This window comes from Jiangella asiatica (assembly GCF_004349065.1).
GTDB classification, from domain to species: domain Bacteria; phylum Actinomycetota; class Actinomycetes; order Jiangellales; family Jiangellaceae; genus Jiangella; species Jiangella asiatica.
Genome location: NZ_SMKZ01000010.1, coordinates 1 through 23983 on the forward strand (window position 1 = coordinate 1; position 23983 = coordinate 23983).

The 23983-nt window shown below is 68.0% G+C and carries 14 protein-coding genes, 1 tRNA gene and 1 pseudogene; 7 read left to right on the forward strand and 9 right to left on the reverse strand.

What is annotated here, in order from left to right; genetic code table 11:
• A partial coding sequence (locus E1269_RS09080) for a GntR family transcriptional regulator (RefSeq protein ID WP_131893598.1) occupies positions 1-200 on the reverse strand: 200 nt, incomplete at its 3' end.
• Positions 201-303: 103 nt separating this feature from the next.
• On the opposite strand from E1269_RS09080, the gene E1269_RS09085 reads away from it, so the two are divergent.
• The 6 genes from E1269_RS09085 to E1269_RS09105 all read left to right on the forward strand — a co-directional run bounded on the left by E1269_RS09085 (position 304) and on the right by E1269_RS09105 (position 10928).
• Positions 304-783, forward strand: coding sequence for a carboxymuconolactone decarboxylase family protein (locus E1269_RS09085; RefSeq protein ID WP_131893600.1), 480 nt, complete (start codon positions 304-306; stop codon positions 781-783).
• A 280-nt stretch (positions 784-1063) separates the two neighbouring features.
• The gene (locus E1269_RS32155) at positions 1064-1210 is read left to right on the forward strand and encodes a hypothetical protein (RefSeq protein ID WP_162606299.1); all 147 of its coding nucleotides are present in this window, start codon (positions 1064-1066) and stop codon (positions 1208-1210) included.
• Between the two features lie 1047 nt (positions 1211-2257).
• A complete protein-coding gene (locus E1269_RS09090) occupies positions 2258-3307 on the forward strand; it encodes a multicopper oxidase domain-containing protein (protein ID WP_203433242.1) in 1050 nt (349 codons plus the stop codon).
• A 91-nt stretch (positions 3308-3398) separates the two neighbouring features.
• A complete protein-coding gene (locus E1269_RS09095) occupies positions 3399-7496 on the forward strand; it encodes a ThuA domain-containing protein (protein WP_131893602.1) in 4098 nt (1365 codons plus the stop codon).
• A 112-nt stretch (positions 7497-7608) separates the two neighbouring features.
• Positions 7609-10701, forward strand: coding sequence for an OmpL47-type beta-barrel domain-containing protein (locus tag E1269_RS09100; RefSeq protein ID WP_131893604.1), 3093 nt, complete (start codon positions 7609-7611; stop codon positions 10699-10701).
• 150 nt (positions 10702-10851) lie between these two features.
• Positions 10852-10928 (forward strand) — tRNA-Ile (locus E1269_RS09105).
• Positions 10929-11575: 647 nt separating this feature from the next.
• Here E1269_RS09105 and E1269_RS09115 read toward each other — a convergent pair.
• The 6 genes from E1269_RS09115 to E1269_RS09145 all read right to left on the reverse strand — a co-directional run bounded on the left by E1269_RS09115 (position 11576) and on the right by E1269_RS09145 (position 21063).
• A complete protein-coding gene (locus E1269_RS09115) occupies positions 11576-12877 on the reverse strand; it encodes an MFS transporter (protein ID WP_131893606.1) in 1302 nt (433 codons plus the stop codon).
• A gap of 87 nt (positions 12878-12964) precedes the next feature.
• Entirely contained in the window at positions 12965-13474 is a 510-nt protein-coding gene (locus tag E1269_RS09120; protein ID WP_131893608.1) for a PPC domain-containing DNA-binding protein, read from the reverse strand.
• A 49-nt stretch (positions 13475-13523) separates the two neighbouring features.
• The gene (locus E1269_RS09125; RefSeq protein WP_162606300.1) at positions 13524-14327 is read right to left on the reverse strand and encodes a cyclase family protein; all 804 of its coding nucleotides are present in this window, start codon (positions 14325-14327) and stop codon (positions 13524-13526) included.
• Position 14328: 1 nt separating this feature from the next.
• Positions 14329-15129, reverse strand: a complete 801-nt coding sequence (locus tag E1269_RS09130) for a cyclase family protein (RefSeq protein ID WP_162606301.1) — start codon at positions 15127-15129, stop codon at positions 14329-14331.
• Complete coding sequence (locus tag E1269_RS09135; protein WP_162606302.1) at positions 15126-15887, reverse strand: GntR family transcriptional regulator; 762 nt, start codon at positions 15885-15887, stop codon at positions 15126-15128. The genes E1269_RS09130 and E1269_RS09135 overlap by 4 nt, the downstream gene beginning before the upstream one ends.
• Before the next feature lie 1147 nt (positions 15888-17034).
• Positions 17035-21063 (reverse strand): DUF7927 domain-containing protein, encoded by a 4029-nt coding sequence (locus tag E1269_RS09145; RefSeq protein WP_131893618.1) that lies wholly within the window; start codon positions 21061-21063, stop codon positions 17035-17037.
• Between the two features lie 634 nt (positions 21064-21697).
• On the opposite strand from E1269_RS09145, the pseudogene E1269_RS32815 reads away from it, so the two are divergent.
• Positions 21698-21927: pseudogene (locus E1269_RS32815) on the forward strand (IS3 family transposase); the annotation flags it as partial.
• Positions 21928-22138: 211 nt separating this feature from the next.
• Here E1269_RS32815 and E1269_RS09160 read toward each other — a convergent pair.
• A complete protein-coding gene (locus E1269_RS09160; protein WP_131893622.1) occupies positions 22139-23047 on the reverse strand; it encodes a carbohydrate ABC transporter permease in 909 nt (302 codons plus the stop codon).
• A complete protein-coding gene (locus E1269_RS09165) occupies positions 23044-23979 on the reverse strand; it encodes a carbohydrate ABC transporter permease (protein WP_131893624.1) in 936 nt (311 codons plus the stop codon). The genes E1269_RS09160 and E1269_RS09165 overlap by 4 nt, the downstream gene beginning before the upstream one ends.
• Between the last annotated feature and the right edge of the window lie 4 nt (positions 23980-23983).

Consider the following 23983-nt stretch of genomic DNA (forward strand, 5'->3'; position numbering starts at 1 on the left):
ATGAGGAACCCCTCGGCCACGAGACGCTCGTACGCGGTTGCCACCGTGTTGCGGGAGACGCGCAGCGTGCGGGCCAGCTCACGGGTGGGCGGCAGGCGGTCGCCGGGGCGCAGCCGGCCGTCGCGGAGCCCGTCGCGCAGCGCGCGGTAGACGCGGGCCGAGAGGTCGTCCCGACCGTCGACGGCGACGTGGAGGTCAATCACATTGGCTCTTTCAAATCGACAAGTATTGGCTCTTCTGCCAAACCAATGATCCCTCGTACGGTCACCGTGGTCGAGACACCGCACCCGAGGAGACACCATCATGGACACCGCCGTCGAGCCGACCGCCGTCCGCGACCGCCTGGACGTCGAGGCGCTCGCTCCGGCCGCCTACAAGGCGCTGGTGGCGCTGGACAGCCGGTCCGGCCAGGGCCCGTTGCCGTCGACATTGCTCGACCTGGTGAAGCTGCGCGCCAGCCAGATCAACGGCTGCGCCTACTGCGTCGACTGCCACAGCCGCGACGCGGTCGACGGCGCAGAGAGCGCCGCGCGCGTCCACGCGGTCGCCGTCTGGGACGAGGGTCCGTTCTTCAGCCCGGCCGAGCGAGCCGCCTTCGCGCTCACCGAGTCGATGACGCGGCTCAGCGAGGGCGCGCCGAGGGTGCCGGACGGCGTCTGGGCGGTCGCCCGGGAGCACTTCGGCGACGAGGAGCTGGCTCAGCTGATCATGGTGATCACGACGATCAACGCCTGGAACCGCGTCTGCGTCACCGTCCGGATGGTGCCGGAGTCATACAGCTGAGCCAGCCGGTTACGGGTCGAGTCTCCGCGCCGGGCACCGAGACGTCGGCAGGGATCCGAGATCCGCGAAACGGACTATTGACGCCCCGTGGGTCGTGGTTCATGCTGAGGGCGATAGCCGCGAATCACGCGACATCGCACCCTGGTCACGCCGCCAGGGTCTCGCGTGAGTGCGAACAAGCAGCTCCACGAGCTGAATAGGAAGTTCCGGTCTGGGCATAGTCGACAACGGCTTGCCCATGTGGGTCGCGCGTCGGGGTGGCGCCGACCGAGGACTGGAGGTGCCGTTGTCTCGCACGATCGCAAGGCTTCGCCCGCTAGCCCGGCTGCGCCGCTGGCTGATCGGCCCGCACCAGCCGACCACGAGTATCCGCCTCTCCGCGGCGCTCGTCAGCCTGCTGGCCCTGTTGGCGTTGACCATCCGCTAGCCCCAGCGCCGACCGCGAGGTCCCAGGCGGGAGCGAGGTCCACGAGGGGAAGAAACCCAGTCGGCACCTCCCGCCTCCGATCCGACGCTCGCGGCAGCGCGCCGCCGTCGGCGCAACGTCGTCCGGGCCGGCGGAGCGCTGGCGCGTCCTGGCGGCGCCGCCGGTGAGCCACTGGGCGATCGGCCGCCGGCCGGCTGCGGTACGGCCGACGACGTCCGCCATGGCGAACCGGTCAGGCGCCCGACCAGCACCAGTCCTGCCGGCCCGGACATCTCGGGGCGCGGCGGTCGGCCCACGCACGACCTCCGGCCGTCCTGGCGTAGCGGCTTCGCGCCGCTGTCGACGACCCGTGTCCGACGCGCCGTCCGGACCACACCCGCCGCGCGCACCGTGTCGGCCAGCCGGGCAGCCCACTGGAGGAGCGCACACAGCGCGCCGATCACCTGAAGCGACAGCGGCACATCCACCTCGCGGGGCCTGAGCGACGGTCCACGGAATCACCTCGACCTGTGACGTTCCGATGTCCGACGGCGCCACCGCCTCAGGACGGTGCCACCGGTGCGCTCGCCCGCGGTTCTCGTGCCCGGCCCGGCGCATTCACCGCTGACGACGAGGACGCTACCGACTCAGCTGCCAGGCACACAAGCGTTACCTTTAAGTAACTTGCGAAAGTTGTACGTGCATCGGCCTAAGTTGCACCGGCCACCACGCCTAGCCCCATCATCGGCGACGGCCACCCGGACAACGCGGACAGCGTCGCAACCAAACGCATGGCACCTGCGAATTTTCGACGGCTCAGGATCGAGAACCTGGCGCGGGCTCATCAATAGCGGTCGGCCATTTGATGACAAGCACGAACCTTTCCGTTGACGCCCACGCAAAAGTGCCCCTACTGTGCGATCTCGTACGCGTCCGTGGGGATCGGCGGACCCTGCCGCCAGCGCGAGAGCGAGCACGACGGCAGGACCGGCGCTCCACGGCCGGCGAGCGATGGCCCGATCCCGGTCTCCGGTGCAGGCGCCCCGGGGCTCATGGAATGGAGACCCAATGGCTGACAATCCCGTTCGCAGCGGTACCGCCCACCACGTGACTCGCCGGTCGATGTTGGCCGGAGCGGTAGCGGGCGCGGCATTCCCGGCGGTCGCCACCACCGCCGCGTCGGTGCCGACAGCGACGGCAGGCACGGTACCGAGGACGTCGGGGACCGCCCGTGCCGGCGGGACGACGCACCAGGTCACGATCTACGCCGAGGCGCTCCCGAACGGTCTCTACGGCTACGGCCTGGCCCCGGGCGAGGCCACCGTCCCGGGCCCGATCCTCGAGATGATCGAGGGCGACACGATGGAGATCACGCTGGTCAACACGACCGACCAGCGCCTGTCCATCCACCCGCACGGTGTCGACTACGACGTCCACTCCGACGGCAGCCCGCTCAACGCGTCGGCCACCGAGGCCGGTCAGACGCGCACGTACGTGTGGCACACCCGCGAGAAGGCACCGTCGACGGGACGGATGTGGCTGCCGGGCAGCGCCGGCTACTGGCACTACCACGATCACGCCCTGGGCTCGGACCACGGCACCGACGGCATCGCAAAGGGCCTCTACGGCGCGCTCATCGTCCGCCGCAAGGGCGACGTGCTGCCGGACCGCCAGTTCACGGTCGTGTTCAACGACATGACGATCAACAACCTGACCGCGCCGGACACGCCGATTTTCGACTGCCGGCTGGGCGAGCGCGTGGAGTTCATCGCCATCGGCCACGGCAACATGGAGCACACCTTCCACCTGCACGCCCACCGTTGGGCCGACAACCGCACCGGCATGCTGGAGGGTCCCAACGATCCCAGCCCGGCGGTCGACAACAAGGACCTCAACCCCGGCAGCTCGTTCGGGTTCCAGGTGCTCGCCGGCGAGGGCGTCGGGCCCGGTGCGTGGATGTACCACTGCCACGTGCAGTTCCACTCCGACCCCATGTCGGGCATCTTCCTGGTCCGCAACGAGGACGGCACCATCCCCGACCACGCGCAGGAGGCGATCGACTACTTCCACGGCCACCACCACGGCGGGCACGACGAGCACGAGGGGCACGGCGGCTAGGCCACCGCACTTTTTCGACGAACGACCACACGACCACAGCAGGGCCGAGAACGCATAGCCACGGGGCGCACCATCGATCGAAGGAGCAACGATGAGACGCAGGAGCCTCGAACGTCCGGACGGCAGGCTACCGGCACGGTCGGCACCCTGGCGCCGCACGGCGGTTCTCGCGGGTAGTGCGGCGCTGGCGTTGAGCCTGGTCGCGCTACCGGCCCAGGGTCAGCCGGAGCCGTCGCCGAGCCCCACGAGCCCGGCCCCGCTGGTCGAGGATGCCCCGAAGGCCTCTGACGGGTCGGCACCCAGTGCCTCCCCCGCCGCCCGGCAGGCACTCGCCGCCGCCAAGGCGGCTACCGCCGCCGACAACGGCGTGAACGTGCTGGTGTTCCACGGTGCGGCCGACGCGCAGGACGACCCGGTGGCCGAGGCGACGCAGGCGATCCAGGAGCTCGGCGCGGAGCACGGCTTCGCCGTCGAGGTCTCCAGTGACCCCGCGGTGTTCTCCGCGCAGAGCCTGGCGCAGTACCGCGGCGTCGTCTTCCTGTCCGCGCAGGGCACCGAGCTGACGCCGAGCCAGGAGGACGCCCTGGAGGCCTACCTCGAGGACGGCGGCGGCTTCCTCGGTGTTGGCGACGCGGCCCGCGCGCAGGAGCGGTCGGAGTGGTTCACCGGCCTGATCGGCACTCGGCCGGTCGGCGCGCTGCCGGACCCGCTCGACGTCTCCTCCGTGAGCGCCAGCGCCAACAACCCGCCGAACGAGGACGCGCCCAAGCTCGTCGACGGCGACGTCAACACGAAGTGGCTGGCCTTCGAGCCGACGGCATGGATCGTCGTGCAGCTGACCGAGGCAGCCGCGGTGAACCAGTACGCGTTGTCGTCGGCCAACGACGCCGCCGGCCGCGACCCGCAGGACTGGACGCTGCAGGGGTCCACGGACGGGCAGACGTGGACTGACCTGGACCAGCGCACCGGCGAGGACTTCCCGGACCGGTTCCAGACCAAGGACTACACGTTCGAGAACACCCAGGCCTACCAGTACTACCGCCTGGACATCACCAGGAACGCTGGCGACGGCCTCACCCAGCTCGCCGAGCTGCAGTTCTTCGCCGGCGACGGCACGGTCGAGCCGCCGCCGATCGTCGTGCAGGAGGCGACGGTCAGCATCGTGGACCGTCAGCACCCGGCCAACGACGGCCTCCCGCTGACGCTGGCCCGCGAGGACCGGTGGATCAACTGGGCGCCCAACCCGGTCGGCACGGTCCACACGGTCGCGCAGGTGCAGGAGCACACGTACGAGCCGGGCGAGGGATCCAACGGCGCGTTCCACCCGGTCTCCTGGTGCCGTGACTACGACGGCGGCCGCTCGTTCTACACCGGCATGGGCGGTACCGCCGCCAGCTGGTCCGAGGACGCGCTGCGCAGCCATGTCGCGGGCGCCATCCAGTGGGCTACCGGCATGGTCCGCGGCGACTGCCAGGCGACCATCGGCTCGAACTACGAGATCGAGCGGCTGACCGAGGTGAACCAGGACGGCCAGCTCGACCAGATCGGTGAGCCGCACGGCCTGGACATCGCGCCCGACGGCACCGTCTTCTACATCGGCAAGGCCGCCTGCGCGACCGGCCCGGTCGTCGACTGGTCCGACCCGAATGTGGGACTGGGCTGCGGCACGATCCACCAGTGGGACCCGGAGACCCAGGAGGTCAAGCACCTGACCACGCTGGACGTGTTCGGCAACCGGGGTTCCGGCGGTGAGCTGGTCAAGACCGAGGAGGGCCTGGTCGGCATCGCGCTCGATCCGTCCTTCGCCGAGAACGGCTGGATGTACGTCTACTGGATGCCGTATGAGTCGATCGACAAGGAGCGCCGAGTCGGCGAGCGGACGGTCTCGCGGTTCACCTACGACGCCGAGGCCGACGAGATCGACCTCGACAGCCGGGTTGACCTGCTCTCCTGGGAGACCCAGATCCACAGCTGCTGCCACGCCGGCGGCGGCATGGACTTCGACTCCGAGGGCAACCTCTACATCGGCGTCGGCGACAGCAACTCCTCGCAGGGCTCGGGCGGCTACTCCGGCAACAACTGGACGCAGGAGTTCGCCGGCATCTCGTTCCAGGACGCCCGCCGCACGTCAGGCAACACGAACGACCTGAACGGCAAGATCCTGCGAATCCACCCGGAGGACGACGGGACGTACACCATCCCGGACGACAACCTCTTCACCGGTGAGGAGGAGGGCGGCGGCAAGACCCGCCCGGAGATCTACGTGATGGGTGTCCGCAACATCTCCACGCTCTATGTGGACCCGGAGACCGATTACCTGCACGCGGCGTGGGTCGGCCCGGACGCTGGCAACCCGGACCCGGAGCTGGGCCCGGCGAAGTACGAGACGGCGACCATCATCACGTCGGCGGGCAACCAGGGCTGGCCGTACTGCATGGGCAACCGGCAGCCGTACCGGGATCGCAGCAACGAGGACGCGGCGATCCTGACCGGCTGGTACGAGTGCGACGGCAACCTGGTGAACACGTCGCCGCGCAACACCGGCCTGGTCGACATCCCGGACGCCCGGGACAACATGATCTGGTACTCGCCCAGCGGTGGGAACCCGGTCTTCCCGGACCGTGGCGACGGCATCCCGACATACGACAGCGACGACGCGACGTACACCTTCCCGTACCTGCGGGGCGGCTGCCAGGCGATCATGACCGGCCCGACCTACCGGGAAGCGCTGGTCGACCCGGACAGCGACGTGGCCTGGCCGTCGTACTGGGAAGGCAAGTGGATCATCGGCGACGAGTGCACGCCGACCAACCGCGTCGCAGTGACCGTCGACCCGGAGGGCATCGACTCGCAGAGCCCGCCGCTGTTCGCCGAGGACCTGCGATCGCTCATCCCGGCCGGCGGCAACGACGACCAGCTGCAGAGCTGGATGATGACGTCGCGGTTCGGCCCGGACGGTGCGCTGTACATGTCCGACTACAGCGGCGGCTTCTTCAGTCTCGTCGACAACCAGAAGCTCATCCGCGTCGTCTACAACGGCGGCCCGGCGACGCCGATGGCGGCCGCCTCGGTGACGGCCGTCCAGAACAAGCCGCTGACCATGGCCTTCACCGGCGCTCGGTCCGGCGGCGTGTCCTACGCGTGGGACTTCGGCGACGGAGCCACGTCGGACGAGGCCAACCCGCGGCACATTTACGACGCGGTGGGTACCTACACCGCGACGCTGACGGTGACCTACGCCGACGGCGAGACGATGAGCACCGAGGTCGAGGTCGTCGTCGGCTGCACGGTTCCCGACGACCGGGACACCGTCTGGCTCCGTGACACCGACACCGGGGTCGCCAACCATGAGGCCGGCGGCGGCTGCACCGTCAACGACCTCATCGACGACGAGAGCAGCTGGCCCAACCACGGTCAGTTCGTCCGACACGTGACCGACGTCGCCAACGATCTCGTCGCCGACGGCGTCCTCACCGCCCGCGAACGCACGACGCTGAACCGGCTGGCCGCACAATCCGAGATCGGCACCGCGGGCGACACCGGATACGAGGCCCTCTTCGACGGGACCGCCGAGTCCCTGCAGGGGTGGACCCAGGCTCCGGGCGGCTTCTTCGAGCTCCAGGACGACGGCACGATCATCAGCCGCGGCGGGCTCGGGATGCTGTGGTACTCGGCGCGAGAGTTCGCCGACTTCTCGGTGAAGCTCCAGTTCCGGGACGTGTCGCCGGGCACGGTCCGGGCGAACAGCGGTGTGTTCACCCGGTTCCCGAGCCCGAACCAGCCGCTGGAGGAACGGCCGGAGTGCGGCCGGACCGGCGCCGCCGCCTCGTCACCGGCGTGGGTCGCGATCTACTGCGGGCAGGAGATCCAGATCTACGACGGCGAAACCGGCGAGCCGCAGAAGACCGGGTCGGTCTACAACTTCGACCCGATCGGGCTCGACGACGCCGGTGCGACGCCGAAGGGCGAGTGGAACGACTACGAGATCCGGGTGGTCGGACAGCAGTACACGATCATCCGCAACGGCGTCGTGATCAACGAGTTCGAGAACGCACCCGGCATCACGTCGTCGCGTCCCGGTGACCCGCCGACGGATCTGCGCCAGTTCCTCAGCGGATACATCGGGTTGCAGAACCACGGCAACAACGACCAGATCGAGTTCCGCAACATCCGAGTTCGAGAGCTGTAGCCCCGGCCGCCGGTCGGTGCGGGTGCGGCCACGAGACCTTCTCGTGGCCGCACCCCACCGGCCGGCCCGGCCGCCGGGGTGCGCCCCGGGTTCACGAGAGGTGCACATGCTGATGTTTCGACGACTCCTGGCGGCCCTGACCGGCCGCCGCCTCGGCGCGTCCCCGGGACGTCGCAAGCCCAGTTCGCAAACGGTCCTCGTGTCGGTGCTGGCGACGGCGCTCACGGCGCTGTGGCTGGTGCCGACGGCGACCGCTCTGCGCGGCGAGGCCGAGCCGGCACCGTCGCCGGCGGCGGCCGCGGACCAGGTGCTGACCTGGACCGCGAACGACAGCGTGACCGACTACGCATCATTCCCGACGACGGCGACCGCCGGGCCGACGACCATCGTGTTCGAGAACAGCCAGGCCACCGGGAACACCACCGGCATGCCGCACACGCTGACCTTCGACACGTCGGACCCGAACTACAACCAGGACGTTACGCTGGACCTCGTCGCCAACCCGTTCGACGGCAACGGCGGGCGGCACGAGGCCCAGGTGACGCTCTCCCCCGGTACCTACCGCTACTACTGCGCGTTCCCCGGCCACGGCGAGATGACTGGCCTGCTGGTGGTCACCGGCGGTGGCGAGGACACCACGCCGCCGGAGGTCTCGGCGACGGTCAGCGGCGACCAGAACGTGGACGGCGACTACGTCGGCTCGGCCACGGTCACCGTGACGGCCACCGATGCCGGCTCGGGTGTCGAAACCGTCGAGTACGAAATCCGCGACACAGGCTTCCAGCCCTACACCGGGCCGGTGACGGTGGACGAGCCGGGTGACTACTCGGTGCAGTACCGGGCGACGGACGCGGCCGGCAACACCTCCGAGGTCGGGTCGGTGAGCTTCACGGTCGTCGAAGCCGAACCCGACGACACGACACCACCGGACACCGCCGCGTCGGTGGGCGGCGAGCAGGACGACGAGGGCAACTACGTCGGCTCGGCGACGGTCACGGTGACGGCGACGGACGCTGGGTCCGGCGTCGCGTCGATCGAGTACAACCTCGACGGCGCCGGCTTCACCGCGTACACCGCACCCGTCGTGGTCGACTCGCTGGGCGCACACACCGTCGAGTACCGGGCGACCGACAACGCCGGCAACGTCGCGCCGGTCGGGTCGGTGACCTTCACCGTCGTGGAGCCGGAGCCAGACGACACGACGCCGCCTTCCGTCGATGCCGCTGTCGCGGGTGACCAGGACGAGGACGGCAACTACATCGGCTCCGCCACCGTGACGGTGACCGCGTCCGACGCTGGGTCCGGGGTGGCCTCGATCGAGTACAACCTGGACGGCGCCGGCTTTGTGGCGTACAGCGCGCCCGTGGTCGTCGAAGAGCTGGGCGCACACACCGTCGAGTACCGGGCCACTGACAACTCCGGCAACGTCTCCCCCGCCGGGTCGGTGACCTTCACCGTCGTCGAGCCCGAACCCGACGACACGACCGCACCGGAGGTCTCCGCGTCGGTGGGCGGCGAGCAGGACGAGGACGGCAACTACATCACCTCCGCCACCGTCACGATCACCGCGACGGACGCACAGTCCGGCGTCGAGTCCATCGCCTACGCACTCGACGACGGCTCGTTCGTGCCGTACACCGAGCCGGTCGTGGTGGACGAGCTGGGCGCGCACACGGTGCAGTACCGGGCGACGGACAACGCCGGCAACACCTCCGAGGTCGGCTCGGTGACCTTCACCGTCGTCGAGCCGGAGCCCGACGACACGACGCCGCCTTCCGTCGATGCCGCCGTCGCCGGTGACCAGGACGAGGACGGCAACTACATCACCTCCGCCACCGTCACGGTGACAGCGTCCGACGCTGGGTCCGGCGTCGCGTCGATCGAGTACAACCTCGACGGCGCCGGCTTCACCGCGTACACCGCACCCGTCGTGGTCGACTCGCTGGGCGCACACACCGTCGAGTACCGGGCCACTGACAACTCCGGCAACGTCTCCCCCACTGGGTCGGTGACCTTCACCGTCGTCGAGCCCGAACCCGACGACACGACCGCACCCGCCGTGACAGTGAGCGTCGCAGGCGACCAGGACGAGGACGGCAACTACATCACCTCCGCCACGGTCACGATCACCGCGTCCGACGCTGGGTCCGGCGTCGCGTCCATCGCCTACGCACTCGACGACGGTTCGTTCGTGCCGTACACCGAGCCGGTGGTCGTCTCGGAGCTGGGCGAACACACGCTCCAGTACCGCGCCACCGACAACGCCGGCAACGCGTCGGAGGTCGCGACCGTCGCCTTCAGCGTCGTCGAGCCGGAGCCCGACGACACGACGGCACCCACCGTCGATGCCGCCGTCGCCGGTGACCAGGACGAGGACGGCAACTACATCACCTCCGCCACCGTCACGGTGACAGCGTCCGACGCTGGGTCCGGCGTCGCGTCGATCGAGTACAACCTCGACGGCGCCGGCTTCACCGCGTACACCGCACCCGTCGTGGTCGACTCGCTGGGCGCACACACCGTCGAGTACCGGGCCACTGACAACTCCGGCAACGTCTCCCCCGCCGGGTCGGTGACCTTCACCGTCGTCGAGCCCGAACCCGACGACACGACCCCACCGGAGGTCTCCGCGTCGGTGGGCGGCGAGCAGGACGAGAACGGCGACTACGTCGACTCGGCCACGGTGACCGTGACCGCGTCGGACACCGGATCGGGAGTGGCGAGCGTCACCTACGCCGTCGACGACGGTGCGTTCGCCCCGTACACCGAGCCGGTCGTGGTCTCGGACCTGGGCGAGCACACGGTCCAGTACCGGGCCACCGACAACGCCGGCAACACCTCCGAGGTCGGCTCGGTGAGGTTCACGATCGTCGAACGGGACGGCGATGCCTGCCCCGACTCCGACACCCGCGCCACCGTGGTCGTCGGCGGCATCGACTCCACGGTGCCGAACGTCGACACCGGCGACGGCTGCACGATCAACGACCTGATCGACGACGACGGCGCCTGGCCCAGCCACGGCGCCTTCGTCCGCCATGTCACCGAGGTCGCGAATCAGCTGGTGACCGACGGCGTCATCACGACCCGGGACCGCGGCATGATCACCCGCGCGGCCGCCGCCTCCGACGTCGGCCGGGAACCCGCACCGGAGCCGTCGGACGAGCACTCGGTCGAGGAGGCGCTGGCGCGGCACCACCACCACTGAGATCGCCTGGAGCACCCGTTCCCGGGGGCCGCGACGTCGCGGCCCCCGGGAACGGCGCGTTCTGGGCTGGTCAGGTTGGGCCGCCCCGGGCCGGTCACGATAGTGTTCTGACGGTGCGGGCCCAAGGCCAAACGCGGCCCGGCGCGTCCAGGGGCGGTAGCTCAGCCGGTTAGAGCAGGGGACTCATAATCCCTGGGTCGTGGGTTCGAGTCCCACCCGCCCTACCAGCAATAACGCCCGATCTCGGGTCTTCTACGTCGTCCGCGTGGCACCACTTGTGGCACGAGCTCGTCTACACTGCGGGGCATAACACCACGCCAAGGCCGCCAGAGAGGCAACATCGAGGAGCTGCCGAGCGGCGGCTTCCGGGTCGGCATGTACGCCGGCATCGACCCACTGACGAAGAAGCGCCACGACCTTCGCGAAACCGTGCCGGCTGGACCCGGTGCGGCGCGTGACGCTCAAACTGGCACTGACACGCCTACTCACGCAGGTTGATCAGAAGCGAAACCCGCGAACCACGGCCACGCTGAACCAGTACCTCGTCCCGCTAGCCTCGATCGACCCCGCAGCTAGCCGCACTCTTCGCCGACTGGGAACAGGCCTATCAGGAGCTCGCCGAGGTTTCGTCGAAGAACATCTGAAAACCCTTGAGCCCGACGGGCACTGGATTGTAAGGCTGCACGACAGCACCTCATAAGCCTCTACCAGCAACAACAGTTGAGCTGTCAGCCGCACCACGCGCCTGAAGCAACCTCCGTTCACTCCATTTCGCACCACGGACGTGGGCCTGGGGCGGCTAGGACTGAACGGCCAACTGCTCACGCCGCGGGCCGGAACCTCCTGCGACGTCGAGGCCGCCGTCTCCGACGACCTACCGGAGCCTGTCGGCCGGCCGTCGGCGGGTCATCGCGATGAGGATCGCGCCCAGGAGCGTCGTCCCGGCCAGGACGTACATTCCTCGTTGTACCGAGCCGGTGCTCTCCTCCACCAAGCCTAGGAAGTATGGCGCAAGGAAGCCGCCGACATTGCCGACGGAGTTCACCAGGGCGATGCCGCCGGCCGCCGCCAGACCGGTAAAGTACCGGGTCGGGAGGGCCCAGAAGACAGGCAGCACGGCGATGAAACCGAACGCGGCCAGGCATAGCGCGGCGATGGCCGGGACCGGCGACAGCGCCGCGGACAGAGCGATCCCGGCGGCGGCGGCGGTCATGCACGCGGCGCCGTACTGGCGGTACCGCCCGCTCCGGTCAGCCGCTCGGCCGACGAGGAACAGACCGGCCAGTGCGCACATCCAGGGCAGCGCGCTGATCAGCCCCACCTGCCAGCTGTCCAGCCCACCGATGTCCTCGACGGTGCTCGGCAGCCAGAACGTGACCCCGTACAGGCTCAGCTGGATGCAGAAATAGATCAGCGAGAAGTAGAGCACGATGGGCTGCGTCAGCACCGAGCCCACCGACGCCGTGTGCCCGGCCGGTCGCGTCGCCGCCTCACGGTCGAGTTGCTCCTGTAGGGCGATCCGCTCGGCGGGCGTCAGCCACGCCGCGTCCTGCGGCCGGTCGTCGAGGAAGAACCAGGCCCAGACTCCGACGGCGGACGCCGCCAGGCCCTGGACCAGGAACATCCACTGCCAGCCGGCCAGCGCCGCGATGCCATCCATCTCCATCAGCAGCCCGGACGACGGCGCACCGAGGATGTAGGCCAGTGGCAGACCCCAGTACATGAGGCCGGTGGCGGTGGACCGGTATCGGTCCGGGAACCAGTAGGTGAGGTAGAGGATGACGCCGGGGAAGAACCCGGCCTCGGCGACGCCGAGCAGGAACCGCAGGAGGTAGAAGCTCAGCTCGCCCTGTACCAGGTACATCGCGGCGGCTATCAGGCCCCAGGAGACCATGATCCGGCTGAGCCACCTGCGGGCGCCGACCCGGTGCATGATCAGGTTGCTCGGTACCTCGAAGAAGGCGTAACCGACGAAGAAGATGCCGGCGCCCAGGCCGTAGGCCGCTGCCCCGATGCCGACGTCGACCTCCAGCTCATCCTTGGCGAAGCCGACGTTCACTCGGTCGAGGAACGCCAGGACGAACATCAGCGCCAAGAACGGCACCAGCCGGCGCAGTGCCTTGCGGACGGCTTCTCGCGCGTGCGGATCGGATACAGCCTCGTGTTCGGATTGCATGCCAACCACCTCATCGGAGTGACGTGCGAAACGGCCCGCGCGAATGGCCGCGCGGTCGGGCTGACTATGAACGGGTGAATGCGGAGGTCAGCCCCGGCGTAGCCGGATCTGCGGCAGTCCGGTGACCTCGGTGTCGTAGGCACGGTCGATGTCGACGTCCTCAAGCTCCTGGAGGAAGACCTCGCCTTGGCTCCAGATGGTCGCTCTGAAGACGTGCCCGCCGCGTACGGAACCGCCGGCCTCGGAGAACAGGCCGTGGCAGTGTGCCCACAGCTTCCCGTCGAGAGTCGTGACGTTGCCCTGGATCGACAGGATCTCCATAGATCGCCGCAGTACGACGGTGTCGATCTCGTCGGCGAACTCGTGCTCGTGCCTGATCGGCAGCGTGGTGGTGTCCCGTGGGTTGCGCAGATAGACCTCGCTGATGGTGCCGATCACCGACGCGATCACCGCGGTCCGCACGCCGTGCTCGGCGCAGATCTCCTCGATCCGGTCGGTGAGCTGCTCCCCCGGCTTCAGCGATGCGGCAATCAGCCGGCCTGGCCGGCCGGCGAGTGTGGCGATCCGATCGGCGCCGGACTCTATCGGTGGGTTCATGCGGGGCCTCCTCGGTGTCGGTGTACTCGTGCTGGTCGGTCCGCGCAGCTCAGAGAGGTTCGGCGACGACTGTGCAGGGCGCCTCGGCGACGTCGGTCACGGCCAACGGCAGGGCCGTCAGGCGCACCCGGTCGGCCTGGATCGAGCCGCAGCCAGCCAGGGCGACCACCGTCGGCACAACCGCGGTGAGTGACAGTGAGACCGCTCGGTCGGCACGCGCCTTCTCCGCCGGGTAGTGCCGCAGGTACGCCTTGGCCTGGTCCGACGGCCACGGCGGCCGCTGCCATGGCACCACCGAGGCCCACTCCGCTCGAGCGTGCCGGCCACCGGGACGGTCCACGTCCGCACAATCGGTCAGGAACAGCGGCGCTCCGCGGCGGCGCAACTCGCCGGCCAGGTCGGCGGCGCCCGCCGCACTCAGGTGTGGCGTCGCCAACAGGTAGTCCTCGCCCAGCTCCCTTGGGCTGTGATCACCCCAGCCGGTGACCAGGAGAACGGCGCATCCGGTCCAGGCACCCGCGGTGTCGCTGGCCTCGAACGCGGTTCGCACGTCCGCGGGTCCGATCGATTCCTCACGGTCCTTGGGGATCCGCAGCACGACGGTGTCGAGGTTGACCAGGCGGTCGCGCGGGAGGCTGTCGATGGTGGCTCCGCTGGCGTCCCCATACCCGGAGGTACGCATCCGGGTACCCGTCCCGCTGCCCATCCGGATGTGGAACAGGTGCGCGCGGTTACGCTCCACCGTGGCGATGTCCTCGCGCAGGTGTGGTGAGTCCCAGGGGAAGACCGAGCTCACCGGGCTGTGCGGCGCGATCGGCAAGGTCAGCGTGTGTACGCTGCTGGTCGCGGTCATGTCACTCCTCCATGGCGACGACGGTGCACGGTGCCCCCGCCGCGCCGGCGAGGTACAGCGGCAGGACCGTGACCGTGATCCGCTTGGCGGTGACGGACCCGCAGTTGGCCAGCGCGGCCACCGGCGACACCGACGCGTGCAACGGCACCGATGCCGGGAAGTCCGGTCCGGTCCCACCGGCGCCGCGGGAGCCGACGTAGTGCCGCATATAGATCCGGGCTTGGTCGGACGGGAATGGCGGGCGGTCCCAAGGCCGCCGCGACGACCATTCCGGGTACTGCAGGCCTTTGCCGTGCCCGCCGACATAGGCGCAGTCGGTCAGCATCAGGTCCAGGTCCTTTTCCCTCATGACCTCGACCAGCCGTTCGGCACCGGCGACGGAGAAGTGCGGCGTGGTGGTGGCGTACTCGTCGCCGAGCCGGCGGTACCGCTCACCGTCGCCCCACCCGGTGCGGACGAGAACCGCGTCCCCGGGCCGCACGTCCGGATCGACGGCCAGAGTGGCGTCAATGTCCTCGGGCATGATCGCTTCCAGGGCCCCCTTCGGGATGTCGATTACCACGGCCGGCCGGTTCACCAGTCGCGCGTAGTCGAGCTCGTCGATCTTGGGAGCGTCGTCGGCGTAGCAGGCCGCGAGCATCAAGCGGGTCCCGGTCTCGCTGTGGAAACTCATGTCGTAGGCACTGACGCCATGGCTGTCCGGCGTCATGATCGGCGCCAACTGGAACGGGGAGTCCCAGGCCCAGACGTTGCCGACCGGCATGAACGGGTAGAGCGGCAGCGTCAGGTCGATCGTCCTCACCCCGCCTCCCCGCCGTCGGCCAGGTGTTCCACGAGGTGGTAGGGGTCGCCAGCCTGCTCGGCGTGCTCGCGGATCCATCGACGCCGCTCGGTGTGGAACGCGTCGGAGATCAGATAGACATGCCGGGCCGTCTCCACCGCGATGCGCGACGGATCGCCGTCGACCACCGCCTCCAGCAAGATGCGGTGGTGGCGCGCGATGGCCATCGGATCGTCCTCGGCCTCGGCCACGACATTGAGCCAGAGTCGGAACAACACATGCTGGTCTTCCCAGACGCTGCGCACCCGCGGTAGATCGGGCACCTCGCAGAGGCTCTGATGGAACTCGAAGTCCAACTGGGCGATCTGCTGATGGCACTGCTCGGAGGCCGTGACCATCTCCATCTTGCGCACCAGCCGGTCCAGCGCCTCGATCTCCTTCTCCGAAATCACCGTCGCCGCGCTCTGGTACAGGGTGGTTTCGAGGGTGGTGCGCAACAGGTGCAGTTCGCGGATGTCGCGTTGTGACAGTGCCACCACCCGGGTGCTGCGTCCGGCGCCGACGATCAGCCCGTCCGCCTTGAGCTGCCAGATCGCCTCGCGAAGCGGCGCCCGGCTGACCCCGAGCTGGGCGGCGAGGCGTTCTTCGACGATGCGCTGGTCGGGCTTGAGCCGGCCGCGCAGGATGACCTCGCGCAGCGAACTGTAGACGTCCTCGCTCAGCGCCGAACGCTGCACCTTCGGCAGCACGTCATCGCTCATCGGATTCGCGTTGTCCACGTGACCACCCTCTCCGTCGTCCGTCGTTCGTATTCCGTCGACGGTGGACGGTAAGCTAGCGCCTACCGACATTGGCGTCAACCTGGTCGGCGCGTGCGCGAGCTTGTCGGCGCGTGCGCGAGCGGCTCTCCGGTCCGGCCGAGCACGACGGCTCCATCCGCATCGCCGTCGCCACCGGGCATCGCCCCGAATACCGAGCACCTCGGCCTCGGAGACGATCGGGCTCGACCCAGGCCTGAGACTGAGCGTGGACGAGACGATGCTCGTCGAGGGCACCGATCGGCTCTACGTCGTGGGGGACGCTCCGTACTCGTCACGCGCCCTCGGGACCGTCCGGCGGACGGCCGCCGACGGGTGGGGTTGCTGCCCGGCGCCGTGGGACTCACACCGCCTGGCCAGTACTCGACCTCTCCACATCTCTGAGTGGCCACGCCCAACGTCGTCCGGGCGCGGTCGCCGCGTGTTCCTCCCGACGGCTGTATGAAGCGTTCAAGCGCTGCGAACCAACCGTCGACCAGCGTCGCCCCCCGGCACCAGGACACGCCCGCGCGTGTGCCGTGGTTGATGCGGGCCCACTTGTCTGGGTCGCCACATGGCGTATGAGCTGCGGTTCTGTGGAGTGAGCGCAGTAAGGTTCGAACCTACGACCGCTGGTTGTAAGGCTGCACGACAACGCCTCATACAGCCACTACCAGCAACAACAGTCACGACGACAGCTGCACCACATGCTACAGCCACCCTCGTTCCACTCCATTTCGCACCACGTCAGTGCACTGACCACGGATCCGCACTGCGGGCGCGCGACCGCATCTAGGCAGTGGACCGACCACGCCCGGCCCCGCGACCTGCGGATCAGAAAGGCCGCATGACACCGCCGAATATGGCCACTACCAGTAACGATGGTTTCATCCGGACCCCTTCTTGGAGCGCAACAACCACACTGGTTGACCTCAGTTGATGCCACGAACCATGCCACACGGATCGCTCGGCCGGTTGACGACGTCGGTGAAGTTTCGGGACGCCAACCCGCTGCGGCCGAGGTCACCTGTTGCCTTGGAGGACGCAAGTGCGGCGGTTGTGCCCGACCTCAGAGGACGAGGCACAACCGCCGCGGATTGGATCAGATCAGCCGGTCAATCGTTCCTGCTCACTGCAGCCGCTCGCGTCGACGAAGCGTGGCAGCGACGGCCAGCCCACCGATCACCATTGCGAATCCGCTGAGCAGGAGCCATGTGGTGAGGTTGGCGCCTGTGTCAGGCAGGTCCGGATCGTCGCCCGAGGGCTCCTGCACCGGGTGCTCGGTACACAGCAGGTTGGTTTCGACGCATTCGCTGGGCGGTTCCTCACCGGTTGGCGTAAGGAAGTTCTCCAACAGACCGTCACCCTGCTCGTCGTAGGGCTCGACACGAACGGTGTACGTGACGGTGACGGTCTGACCGGCGGCGAGCGTGCCGGTGATCGTATAGGCGCCGTCCTCGATGTCGGATACGGCCAGCGCCGCGTCGGATGCGGTCGGCCCCTCCAGCAGTGCGGTGTCGTCCGCTACACCCGCGGCGTGGTCGGTGTAGTCGACCTCGGCCGGCCCCTCGCCCGGATTGGCGAAGGTGAGCGTGTAGGTCACCTTGTCACCGGGCTGCAGTTCGGTTCCGGACTCCGGGTCCGCAGACTTTTCCACTACCAGGTTCCCGACCGGGTGGGTGGTGCAGTCCGGATCCTCGTCCTCCGCCGGCTCGCAGACCGGTTCCGTCGGCGGCTCTTCCTGGGGGTCGAGCAGGAAGTTCGCGAGGATGTCGTCGCCGCGCTCTGCTGCATCGCGCACCCGAACCGTGTAGCTGACGGTGACAGTCTGCCCGGCCGCGAGTTCACCGGTGATGTGGATCCGGTCCTCCTCGTCCGGACCGGTCGCCGTCAGCGCCGGGTCGGATGCCGTCGGGGCGCTCACGAAGTCGGCGTCGTCGAACACGTGGGTCAGGTCGTCGACCCTGTCGACGAGGCCGGCGGCCTCGCCGATGTTGGTGAACGTGAGCGTGTAGGTCAGCTCCTGCCCTGCATTGACCGGTGTCGTGCTCTCCGGATCGGCGGACTTGGTGTCCTCGATCTCACCGATCGGCGTCACCGTGCAGTCGGGCTCTTCTCCCTCGGCGGGTTCGCACGGCGGCACCTCACAGTCCGGATCGGCCGGGTCGCACACCTCTTCGCCGGGCGGGATGAGGAAGTTCGCCGCGACGTTGTCCCCGCGCTCGCCGTCTGGCCGCAGTGTCACCTGGTAGGTGACGGTGACCGTTTGGTCAGGCTGCAGGGTCCCGGTGATGGTGAACTGTCCGTTCTCGATCGCCGACACGCTCAGTGCGGGATCGCTCGCCACTGGGGGCGAGGTGACGTCGGCGTCGTCCAGCACGTGGGTCAGGTTGTCGACCTTGTCGACCTGGCCGGCAGCCGAGCCGGTGTTGGTGAACGTCAGCGTGTAGGTCAGAACCGTTCCGGCGCCCACCGGATCATCGGATGCCTCGACCGACTTGCTGTCCTCGATGTCCGGCCAGGGAAGCTCAACGGTTGCGCACGGGTCGGTGTCGGGCGCGGCCTCTTCCTCCGGGATACACGCTGTGTTGATCAGCACCTGGTCGCCTTCACCGGTGTAGGTGACCGTGTAGGTGATAGTCACCGACTCCCCGGAGGCCAGTTCGCCCCCCCAGGTGATTTCGGGCTCGGTGAAATCCAGGGCGCCCGGTCGGTCGGCCGTCAACGTGGACTCGTCGAGCGTGGCGTCATCCAGCACGTCGGACACGTCGTCGACCACCGGTGCCGGCGCGGTGGCGGTGTAGTCGCCGGGCCCGACGTTGGTGGCGACCACGGTATATGTCACCGTCCCGCCCACCTCGGGCAGTTCGGCCGTGTCGGCGACCTTGTCGATAATCAGCCACGGCAGCTCGAACTCGATCTCGTCACATGGCAACCCGGTTTCCGGGTCGAGCCCGTCTTCGTTGGGCGGGTCGCACTCGGGCGTCGGCGGAACGTCACAGCCCGGGTCTGCGGGGTCACACGGCGGCACGAACACCACGTTGCGCACCAACCCGTCGCCATCACCGGTCAACGTCACCTCGTACGTGACGGTGACCGAATCACCGGCGACCAGCTCGCCGGTCCACGACACCATCGGGTCGGCGAAGGCCAGCGAGCCCTGCCGGTCAGCGGACAGCGACGACTCGTCCAGGGTCGCGTCGTCGAGAACGCCCGTGAGATCGTCCAGCAGAACTGCCGGCGCCTCGGCCGTGTAGTCCCCGGTGCCGACGTTGGTCAACGTCACCGTGTACCTCACCGTGTCGCCTGGACGAGAATCCGCGGTGGCGTCCGAGGTCTTGTCCACGTCCAGTTCGCGGGAAGCAATCCGGATCTCTTCGAACTCGTCGATGGTGTGGTAGGTCCAGTCGTCGATCTGGCGAACGTCGCCCCAGCTGCCGGACTCGCCGGTGTTGTCGTTGCCCAGCTGCGGCACGTCACTGCAGTCCCAGCCATGGACGCCGCCGGTGCTGTCCACGCCGCCGGTGCCATCGGTCTGCGGCGTGGTGCAGTCTCGACCCGAGTCAAGGAGTTCGGTGTCGTTCCAGTACAGCGTGGACGATCCGGCGTCCGGGCCGTTGAGCGCCTGCACCTCCAGGCCGCCACGGGTCTCCACGTCATTGTTGACGAAGTGGATCTCACCGACCTGGTCGATCGCGACCCGCGCGCCAAGCTCCTGCGTTGCAGGGATCGGGTTGCCCAGGCCGTCGAGACCGTCGAACGGCACCGTGACCGTGCCGTCCTGGGTCACTGCCACCGGCACCGTGACATCTTCCGGATCGGTGTAGTCCCCGTCGTTGTTGACGTCCACCTGCACGTTGAGCTGGCCGGTGAAGTTCACCACGTCGAACGTGAACTCGCCGCTCTGTACCGTGGCGCTGTCGGGTGTGAAAGAGAGGTTGGACAGATCCGGCAGCTCCACAGCCGGCTGCAGCCACACGGTCGATCCGTCCCACAGCTGCGCGGTGGCCGGCAGGGCCGGGTCCGGGTTCTCGAAGAAGATCTTGTAGGGATCGCCGCATTCGCCCAGCGGCGGGACCCATAGCCGGCCTGTGTCGGCGTCATTCCCAACGGAGTCCATACTCTCGTACGCCGAAACGCAGCTGTCGAGCTGGGCCACGCCGGTCGCGTCCGACGAGAAGACCGAGTCGATGCCGTTGAAGTCGGTATACGTCGCCTCGTACAGGAACCCGTGCTCGCTCTGGTACCAGAAGGTGAAATCCGAGGGCGTGGCCGTAGAGACCTGCGTCATCGCGTATCGCTCCGAGTAGACACGCCCGTCGATCGTCGCCGCACCACTCTGCACCTGGATGTCCCACTCGTACCTGTCACCCGTGGCAGCGACCGGTTCGAAGTCGACCTGCCAGACACCTTCCGTGCTCGACGTCAGATCCGTCCACGAGCATCCGCTGCCGGCCGGGTCGGCTTCCAAGGCTGTACATGTCTGAACCACGCCACCAGGGCCCCGAACCGTGATCTCCACGTCCCCGGCGTTGGTGGCGTTTCCGACCTTGGCGAAGTCGATGTCGATGTTCTCGCCGGCGCCGACATAGGCATAGAAGGTGTTGTCCTGCCGCACTGCTGTCCCGACCGGGTTCACCGATGTCGGCGACACGATGGTTTCGCCGTCCGTGGTCTCTTCAGCGGGCTGAAGGTCCACTGCGTCGTCCTCGCCGCGTACAGCCTGCCGCACTGGCTCCGGTTCGTCGCTCTCCGCAGAGACCCCCGTACTCTGCGGCTCGCTCCATTCGTCGGAGGCCGTGGCGGGTTCCTCGACCGACCCGCTCAGATCTTGCGCTGGAGCGCCCGTCTCTTCCTCCGGTTCGGCGGTTACGGCGCCATCACCTTCGGGAGTTTCAGGCAAGCTCGACGCCGACTCGTCGTCGTAAGCAGAAGGCGCCGCGCCTGTCTCATCTGGCGCCGGAGCGGAAGCGGCCTGCGCGTTGATCGGCAACGCCGCGAGGAGTAGTGAGCTCAGAATGCCCAATACGAGCATGCCGGCCGATGGCCGCCGAAGCGCCGCAACAACTCGCCTCACAAGATCCGTCGGAACAAGAGCTGCGCCGTCGCGGCCCCACCTGCGTCGACCGCGATACCTTCCTCGATGGCGCGTTGTCATGTCCTCGCTCCCCTCAGCTGCCAATCAACCTCGGCCCCGGCCACAGGATCGCTATGCGGAATGACGGCAAGGCAACACACGAGTGCGAAGACACGCCGACCAAACAATGCGAAAGATCCATGGAAGCCCACGGCAAGCACGATCCTCCGACTCACCGATCCTTATGCCAATGTGCGATTTCCTATTGATAGGGCCAAGCAGGGCTACTCAAACAGGCCGAATTTTGGGTGTCAAGGGGTTTGCGATCTTCGATTCACGGTACTAAGAATGCTTGGCGAAGCGAGGCACACCGTCACGCAATTGGAAATTTCGGACGTTCAAGACTGTCACGACCGCGACACATGCATCTCCGCGTCGCGATTAATCGCACACAAAGAACCAGGTCACGGCCATGGTCGATTCGGCTAGCCTCGAACGAGGCACGGAATGTCGCTTATTGCACAGCAATCGCTTTGCCGGCCCTTCGTGTTTACACATAGAGCGTACTTATGTGGTTTACACCTATGCCACTTCTCAGACTCAAATCTGCCCGCCCGCCTGCATTCGCGTCCCGCCCACCCATGCGCGGGCACCACCGAACGCATCAAGCGCGTATTCCGCAGCAAGCTCCGCTCCGGCCAGCGACGGCCCGCTGAGCGTCGGTCGGGCCGCCGGAAACAACGCCGCGATGGAGTCGTTTTCGCCCTGCTGCAGAGCAACGTCCTGGACCGACGTCGCTGGGCCAGCCGCCACGAGCTACGCCTGGCGATCATCACCTGGATCGAACGCACCTACCGCCGCCGACGCCGCCAGGCCCGTCTCGGTCGACTCAAACCCATCGAATACGAGACGATCAACACCACTCAGGTCGCACTCGCCGCCTGAGAACCGCTGTCACCTACTCGTGCAGCAGACCTTGCTTCATATGGTGCGGGTGTCGGCGTCCCGCTCAGAGATCGGATGATGCTCCGGGTGATCCAGTACGGAGAGGTGATGGCATTGCCGACCACCACTGCGTGCGCGCCGGCGTCGACGGCACGCCGTATCGTTTCGGTGCTTCTGTAAGCCGGCCAGCGCCCACCGATCGGCTGCTTCGTCAACCTTTGAGCCCTCCGGCGGTCAACCCGCCGATGATCTTCCGCTGGAAGATCAAGACCACGATGATCAGCGGGATGGTGACCACGACGCCGGCCGCCATGATCGGCCCGAACGGTTGCTCGAGTTCGCTGCCGCCGGTGAAGCGCGCGATCGCGACCGTGACCGGCTGCGAGGCGAGGGTGAGGCTGAAGGTGTTCGCCATCAGGAACTCGTTCCAGGCGATGATGAACACGAGGATCGCGGTGGTGAAGACGGCAGGAGCGGCGAGCGGCAGCACGATGCGCGCGAACGCTGTGAGGGGCGTACATCCGTCCACCTGCGCCGCCTGTTCGAGCTCCCACGGTAGTTGCCGGAAGTAGCTGTACAGCACCCAGATGGCGAACGGCAGCCCGAAGCTCACGTACGGAAGCACCAGCGCCTGGTAGGTGTCTATCCACCCCCATTCGGTGAAGAGCTGGAACAGCGGCGGGACGATCGCGATGTGCGGGAACATCGACGTCGCCAGAACGATGCCCATGACGAGGCCGCGCCGCTTGATCGGCAGGCGGGCCGCCGCGTATGCGGCCAGGGTGCCCACGATCAGGGCGATGACCGTCGTAGTGCCGGCCACGATGAGGCTGTTGCGCAGCGCGTAGAGGAGGTTGTGCGAGCCCTGGAAGATCGTCTCGAAGTTGAGCAGCGACGGAGATGCCGGCACGAGCGAGTTGCTCAGGATGGCCGACGGCCCCTTCAAGCTCGAGACGATCATCCAGTACATGGGGAACAGGCACCACATGGCGAGGACGGCGAAGCCCACCAGCTGACCGAGCACCACCAGCGTGCGCCGCCGGCGGCGCGCAGGCGCCACGGCACGGCGAGCCCGTGCTCCGGTACGGGCACCCACGGATACGTCCGCGGTCGTGGTCATCCGCCACTCCCTTCCCTGTCCGATGCGAAGACCTTCACCCCGCACAGCCGGATGATCAGGAACGCTGCAGCGAAGATCAGCATGAACGTCAGGGTGGACAGGGCCGACCCATAGCCGAACTTCGCCTGGTCGATGGCGTGCTCGTAGGTGAACAGGGACAAGGTGGCGGTTCCGTTGGCGCCGTTCGTGAGGATGGCCGGCGTGTCGTACATCCGCATGAGGTCCAGGACGCGGAACAGCATCGCCACCAGGATGGCGGGCGCCACCAGCGGCAGGGTGATGCTGCGGAAGCGACGTACCGCTCCGGCGCCGTCGATCTTGGCGGACTCGTAGAGATCTTTGGGAATCAACTGCAGGCCGGCGAGGACCAGGAGGCCGACAAAGGGCGCCGTCTTCCAGACGTCGATGAGCACGACGGCGGTCCGGGCCGGGGTTGTCTCCCCCGTCCAGAGGATCTGCCGTCCCAGCAGCTCGTTGACGATGCCATTGGGGGTGAGCATCCACTTCCACAGCACCGCCGCGACGGCCGTGGGAATGGCCCAAGGCACCAAGATCATTGCCCGAACCAAGCCGCGAAACACGCCGAGATGGCTCATGACGAGCGCCATCGCCACGCCGATCACCAACTCCAGGCCGCCGGCCGCGACGGTGAACAGCGCCGTGTCGCGGACGGCGGCCCAGAACTGGACGGCGTCGCTTCCCCACAATGCGCGGGCATAGTTGTCGAACCCGACCAGGTGGGTCTGCCCGGTGATGCTGTCCGAGAAGAGGGACAGACGCAGGGCCCACACGATCGGATAGCCCACCATGAGCGTGAGCAGGATGGCGGTGGGCAGCAAAAGCCGCCGGCCGAGGCGACGCTCAGCCTGATGCTGGGGCAGCCCGCTCGACCTGGAGCTGTGCCGCGCCACGGTGGTTGTCGCCGCAGACATCGTC

What these genes read in the sequence shown, in the direction of transcription:
- E1269_RS09160 (WP_131893622.1), bottom strand. Translation starts at nt 23,047, where the DNA reads ATGACCACGACCGCGGACGTATCCGTGGGTGCCCGTACCGGAGCACGG.
- E1269_RS09120 (WP_131893608.1), bottom strand. Translation starts at nt 13,474, where the DNA reads ATGAACCCACCGATAGAGTCCGGCGCCGATCGGATCGCCACACTCGCC.
- E1269_RS09100 (WP_131893604.1), top strand. Translation starts at nt 7,609, where the DNA reads ATGTTTCGACGACTCCTGGCGGCCCTGACCGGCCGCCGCCTCGGCGCG.
- E1269_RS09145 (WP_131893618.1), bottom strand. Translation starts at nt 21,063, where the DNA reads ATGACAACGCGCCATCGAGGAAGGTATCGCGGTCGACGCAGGTGGGGC.
- E1269_RS09115 (WP_131893606.1), bottom strand. Translation starts at nt 12,877, where the DNA reads ATGCAATCCGAACACGAGGCTGTATCCGATCCGCACGCGCGAGAAGCC.
- E1269_RS09095 (WP_131893602.1), top strand. Translation starts at nt 3,399, where the DNA reads ATGAGACGCAGGAGCCTCGAACGTCCGGACGGCAGGCTACCGGCACGG.
- E1269_RS09125 (WP_162606300.1), bottom strand. Translation starts at nt 14,327, where the DNA reads ATGACCGCGACCAGCAGCGTACACACGCTGACCTTGCCGATCGCGCCG.
- E1269_RS09090 (WP_203433242.1), top strand. Translation starts at nt 2,258, where the DNA reads ATGGCTGACAATCCCGTTCGCAGCGGTACCGCCCACCACGTGACTCGC.
- E1269_RS09085 (WP_131893600.1), top strand. Translation starts at nt 304, where the DNA reads ATGGACACCGCCGTCGAGCCGACCGCCGTCCGCGACCGCCTGGACGTC.
- E1269_RS09165 (WP_131893624.1), bottom strand. Translation starts at nt 23,979, where the DNA reads ATGTCTGCGGCGACAACCACCGTGGCGCGGCACAGCTCCAGGTCGAGC.